This is a genomic window from Rubrivivax albus, assembly GCF_004016515.1.
GTDB lineage: Bacteria > Pseudomonadota > Gammaproteobacteria > Burkholderiales > Burkholderiaceae_C > Rubrivivax > Rubrivivax albus.
On record NZ_SACT01000025.1, the window covers coordinates 1 to 4,557 of the forward strand.

General features: G+C 60.4%; 7 protein-coding genes. 5 read left to right on the top strand and 2 right to left on the bottom strand.

Annotated features, from left to right (window positions below):
- The first annotated feature begins 247 nt into the window (after nucleotides 1-247).
- The 5 genes from ENE75_RS24455 to ENE75_RS24475 all read left to right on the top strand — a co-directional run bounded on the left by ENE75_RS24455 (nucleotide 248) and on the right by ENE75_RS24475 (nucleotide 2,906).
- Complete coding sequence (locus tag ENE75_RS24455; RefSeq protein ID WP_259371726.1) at nucleotides 248-646, top strand: YybH family protein; 399 nt, start codon at nucleotides 248-250, stop codon at nucleotides 644-646.
- 154 nt (nucleotides 647-800) lie between these two features.
- A complete protein-coding gene (locus ENE75_RS24460) occupies nucleotides 801-1,118 on the top strand; it encodes a hypothetical protein (protein WP_128201701.1) in 318 nt (105 codons plus the stop codon).
- Nucleotides 1,119-1,399: 281 nt separating this feature from the next.
- Nucleotides 1,400-1,738: a hypothetical protein gene (locus ENE75_RS24465; RefSeq protein ID WP_128201703.1), complete on the top strand. Its 339-nt coding sequence runs from the start codon at nucleotides 1,400-1,402 to the stop codon at nucleotides 1,736-1,738.
- A 130-nt stretch (nucleotides 1,739-1,868) separates the two neighbouring features.
- Entirely contained in the window at nucleotides 1,869-2,294 is a 426-nt protein-coding gene (locus tag ENE75_RS24470) for a hypothetical protein (RefSeq protein WP_128201705.1), read from the top strand.
- Between the two features lie 138 nt (nucleotides 2,295-2,432).
- Nucleotides 2,433-2,906 (top strand): hypothetical protein, encoded by a 474-nt coding sequence (locus ENE75_RS24475; protein ID WP_128201708.1) that lies wholly within the window; start codon nucleotides 2,433-2,435, stop codon nucleotides 2,904-2,906.
- Between the two features lie 117 nt (nucleotides 2,907-3,023).
- Here ENE75_RS24475 and vapC read toward each other — a convergent pair whose 3' ends face one another.
- Together vapC and ENE75_RS24485 are read right to left on the bottom strand one after the other, a co-directional pair.
- Entirely contained in the window at nucleotides 3,024-3,461 is a 438-nt protein-coding gene (gene vapC / locus ENE75_RS24480) for a type II toxin-antitoxin system VapC family toxin (protein WP_310733651.1), read from the bottom strand.
- The gene (locus ENE75_RS24485) at nucleotides 3,422-3,616 is read right to left on the bottom strand and encodes a type II toxin-antitoxin system VapB family antitoxin (RefSeq protein WP_128201711.1); all 195 of its coding nucleotides are present in this window, start codon (nucleotides 3,614-3,616) and stop codon (nucleotides 3,422-3,424) included. The genes vapC and ENE75_RS24485 overlap by 40 nt, the downstream gene beginning before the upstream one ends.
- Nucleotides 3,617-4,557 lie beyond the last annotated feature (941 nt).

The window sequence follows — 4,557 nt, forward strand, 5'->3', positions numbered from 1 at the left end:
TCCCCATGGACTTGTCCTGGCTGATCAGATACCGTTCTTCGAGGGTGAGATGGTTATACGACATGGTTGCAACCCCTTCTTGCCGGATGAGGAAGTGGCCAGTATTCCAGCTCACCCCCTTCTCGCTGCTGGTGTTGCACTTGATCTGACAATCCGCCCGTCACTCACCCGGTGGAAGCGCTGTGCCATGAACAGAATCCGAACGGTCGCAGCTACGTCTATGGTGGCGTTAATCATGGGTGCGTCTATGCAATCAAACGCAGCTGCAGAGTCCACAAAGGATCAAGTTTGGGCTGCCGAGTTGGCGTTTGCACGCACGATGGCCGAGCGTGACCTGAAGGGGTTCAGTGGGTTTGTCGCGGAAGAGGCCATCTTCTTTGCTGGCACTGATGTCCTGCGCGGAAGAAGCAGGGTAGTTGAAGGCTGGTCCAAGTACTTCGTGGACTCCGAGGCGCCATTCTCATGGGAGCCAGATCAAGTTGAAGTACTTGAGTCAGGTACCTTGGCACTGAGCACTGGCCCTGTACGCGACAAGCAGGGTAGTGTTGTTGCGAGGTTTAACTCAGTCTGGCGCCTCGAAGCAGGAGGTCAATGGCGGGTGGTGTTTGACAAAGGTAGCCCCCCAAGTCCTGGGCCGCAAAGGTGACGCCTAACCCCTCGCTCAAGCGCCGACGCGCAACGGCACGGCACCTGGCCCGCGAAGCGCCTTTGCTTCATCATGCGCTTCGCGGGCCAGGCGCCGCGCCGTCGCGCGCGGCTTAGCTCGAACGTTAGGCCGCACAGAAGCACGTTCACTCCCGATGGGCCCAAAACTCAATCCGTTTGAGCAAGCGATGTATCAGCGCACAGACGAAGTGCTTCACTACCTTTGGGATCCGATAGGGGTCGCGGGTTGCCCGCAGGCGCGGGACGAGTACTACGCATACCTGCCACAGGTCTTCGGCATGCTCCTTGAAGGCAAGGGCGAGGAGGAAATCACTTTGTACTTGGTGCGTGTCGAAGACGAGCGGATGGGGCTGAGTACGACAGAGGCCACAAAAGCGAACGCCGCGCAAGTTGCTAGTTTCTTGGTCGACTGGCGCGAGACATTGGCGTCAGAGCATAAAGGCAATGAGTAGCGAGCAGTCCTCGTTCGCGCCGTTGCTTGCCGGTGAGGGCTTAGCGAGAAGAATGCCACTATCCGCAAGCGCGTCAGTGCGGCCTAACCCCTCGCTCGAGAGCGGACTGTCCACGGCAGGCCGCTCAGCTCGAACGTTAGGCGGCGCGAAGAGGGCCACGCACAGGTCCGCCCAAGAACAGCCCGCCATCTCACCCAGCATCGATTGGTTGTCGCCAAGTGCTTGTCCAAGTCCCCATCGCCGTTGTGTTTGCCACAGGCTTGTTCTTAGCTGGTTTGGGCGTGGCAGCACTGCTGCAACCGCAGCTTGCGCGGAATCTTCTTGGCGGGTTTGCTGGTTCGGAGTTCAAGCACTACGTTGAACTTGCCGTCCGCGCTGTGGTTGGCATCGCCTTCATCACCGCAGCACAACGACTTCCAGGGCCAGTGCTCTTCCAGGTGGCCGGCTGGGTGCTCTTAGCTACCACGGTCGTGCTCGCAGCCCTACCGTGGCAGCAGCACCGGCGGTTCGCGCGGTGGTCGGTTCCCAAGGCAATGGCCTACCTTCCAGTCATCGGCATTGCGTCACTGGTGCTTGGTGGGGCTGTGCTTGCTTCGGCGTATGCAGCAAGCGCCGCCTAACCCCTCGCTCAAGCGCCGACGAGCAACGGCGCGGCACCTGGCCCGCGAAGCGCTGGTGGTCTATCCTGCGCCTCGCGGGCCAGGCACCGCGCCGCCGCGCGCGGCTTAGCTCGAACGTTAGGCCTCACGGATGCCCGAGTTCCGCACGCGTCCTCTTCATCGAGAAGTCCTGATCGAAGAACTCTCGGCGTTCTGCGGCATCTTTGCCGAAGCGGGTATCACCGGCGCATCGCTAAGCTTCGGGTGGGATAGCGAACTTGAGATTGAAGAGATGTGGCAGCCGTACGAAGCTCCACTCAAATCAATCACGGAGCGTGTAGAGCAAGCCGAGCAAGATGGAATTGTTCGCATCGGAGCGGCAGACATCTTCATTCACGTTGGCTCAGTCCAACTGCTCTTGTGCCACGAAGGAGACCTACACCTCACAGGTGAGGGGCCAGTAGTAGCCAAACTGGTCGCAAGGTGGCATGAGCAGGGGCTAGAGCCCGTGCAAGTCGAGAATTCGTCGTTTGTTTGGCCAGTCACCCCCGGCGAAGGTGGTAGGAGTGAGGCCTAACCCCTCGCTCAAGCGCCGACGCGCTCCGGCAAGCGGCGTAAGCCTGGTCCGCGGCCTATGAGGCATCATCGCGAACCAGGCTTACGCCGCTTGCCTCCGCGCGCGGCTTAGCTCGAACGTTAGGCGTCACATAACACCGTGTTTTCACTCTTCCGCTCCCGAAGGCAAGGCAATGCAGAAGTGGTCGCGGGCGAGCATGACTTCTTCCGGAAGTACGAAAGGGCTTTGCCGGATCGTTCTCTATTCGATGCACAAGGGGAAACTCACGGAGAACTTGATCTCCAGCTCGTTTACAAGATTGAAGAGCTGCTCGTTCCGATACTTGGTGCGTGGGAGCAAACTGACCGGTGGTTCCATCAGATGGACTTCTATGGTGACGGCGTTCGCTCTCTGACTTTTCGGCGAGACATTTTTCCACGCGATGCCGTGCCGGCCATGCAAGCGCTCTTGGCAGGCAAGCATTCGGACTTCACTATCCTTTGCTGCGTCACAGACTCGCTCCTGTCGCGCGAAGGCAGTCAGCCCTCCCGCGAGGACGACTACATAGCAATCTGGGCACAAGAAGTCCTTGTAACCCAAAGGCTTGCAAACGAGATCTCGAGTGACGCCTAACACCTCGCTCAAGCGCCGACGCGCAGCGGCACGGCGCCTGGCCCGCGAAGCGCCCGTTGTCTATCATGCCCTTCGCGGGCCAGGCACCGCGCCGTCGCGCGCGGCTTAGCTCGAACGTTAGGCGTCACAGGCTACGCAGCGGAGCCCCAGGTAAGCTTCGAATGCATCGAAATCCCGGTCGTTGTGCAAGAGCTCGTACCGGTCCATGATGCATCGCGTTGCGATGATCGTGTCAATGGTCTTTCGTACGGTCACGCCCTTCGCTCGCAGCTTCCGGAAGTTCCGAGCGGACTCAACTGCCACATCGAGGCCGCCAAGGCTCACAACGTTCAGAGTTGAGAGCAATCGCCGAACTTCGTTGAACTCTTTGTCTGACCGGCAGCCTTGTAGAACCTCGGCGAGAATCAAGTCGCCAATCGCCAAGGGAGCTACTCCGAGCAGGGAGTCCAGCTTGTCAGCCTGTGGTGTAGGTGCTCCACGTAGGAAGTCGATCCAAACGCTGGAGTCAACAAGGATCACTTGTCGCGCCTCATCGCATCCAGATCGCCTTCCCACTGCACCTTGCCTCGCAGCTTGCGAAGCTCACTTTGCTGGTTCAGCCGGAGCAGCGTCTTCAGGCCAAGCTCTACGGCTTCACGCTTGGTGCGTGCGCCGGAGGCCTTCAGGGCCTCTTCCATGAGTTTGTCGTCTATCACGATGTTCGTTCTCATGTGTAAACTCGCTGTAAAACGTACACATCATACGGCACTTCCGAAGTGACGCCTAACCCCTCGCTCAAGCGCCGACGCGCTCCGGCAGGCGGCGTAAGGCTGGTCCGCGGCCTATGAGGCATCATCGCGGACCAGCCTTACGCCGCCTGCCTCCGCGCGCGGCTTAGCTCGAACGTTAGGCAGCACGCGGTCGCGCTCGAAGGTTGGTCGTGAGGTTCGAGCTCAAGTGCGGCTTCGCCGGGAATGAACAGCCCCAAGCGCGGCGAAACCGCAAAGTCCTGCGCAAGGCGTATCGGAACCCCGGTCGTCCGCACAGCAGGACTGAAGTCGGGTGCTCCTGCGAGAAGTTGTTCTTGAAGGCAGAAGACCGAATACAAGTCTGGGGTCCAGCGCCAATGGCAGGTCGTGCCCGTTGGTGGGGTCGGGCACGCAGCGGGGCAGGGTTCGCAGGCGCGGAGTCAGCAATCGGCTCGTGCGCATGTGCGGCCGTAGCTCGGTAACGCGGTGTGCTCGGAGCGCACTTGCCCGCCTTGTGCCCAAGAGTGCTGCCTAACCCCTCGCTCAAGCAGGGACGCGCAACGGCATGGCGCTGTGCCCGCGAAGCGCTGTTGGTCTATCCTGCGCTTCGCGGGCACAGCGCCATGCCGCTGCGCGCCCCTTAGCTCGAACGTTAGGCCGCACATTGAACGTCCGTCGTCTGCTTCCCCAGGACGCTGAGCAATACCAAGCCGCTCGGCTCCGTGGTCTATTGGAGTGCCCGAGCGCGTTTGCTTCGAGCCACGCGGAGGAAGCGGCTACTCCAATCGAAGAAGTTGCCAGTCGGTTGGCGTACAAGCCTGACGGCGCGGTCTTTGGTCACTTCTCTGGGTCAGGTCTGCAGGGTGTCGTTGGCATCCAGCGGGAAGGCATGCTCAAGCTCGCGCACAAGGCCTTCATCTGGG

Coding starts and splice junctions, on each gene's coding strand:
- ENE75_RS24470 (WP_128201705.1), top strand. CDS start 1,869: ATGCCCGAGTTCCGCACGCGTCCTCTTCATCGAGAAGTCCTGATCGAA.
- ENE75_RS24460 (WP_128201701.1), top strand. CDS start 801: ATGGGCCCAAAACTCAATCCGTTTGAGCAAGCGATGTATCAGCGCACA.
- ENE75_RS24455 (WP_259371726.1), top strand. CDS start 248: ATGCAATCAAACGCAGCTGCAGAGTCCACAAAGGATCAAGTTTGGGCT.
- ENE75_RS24485 (WP_128201711.1), bottom strand. CDS start 3,616: ATGAGAACGAACATCGTGATAGACGACAAACTCATGGAAGAGGCCCTG.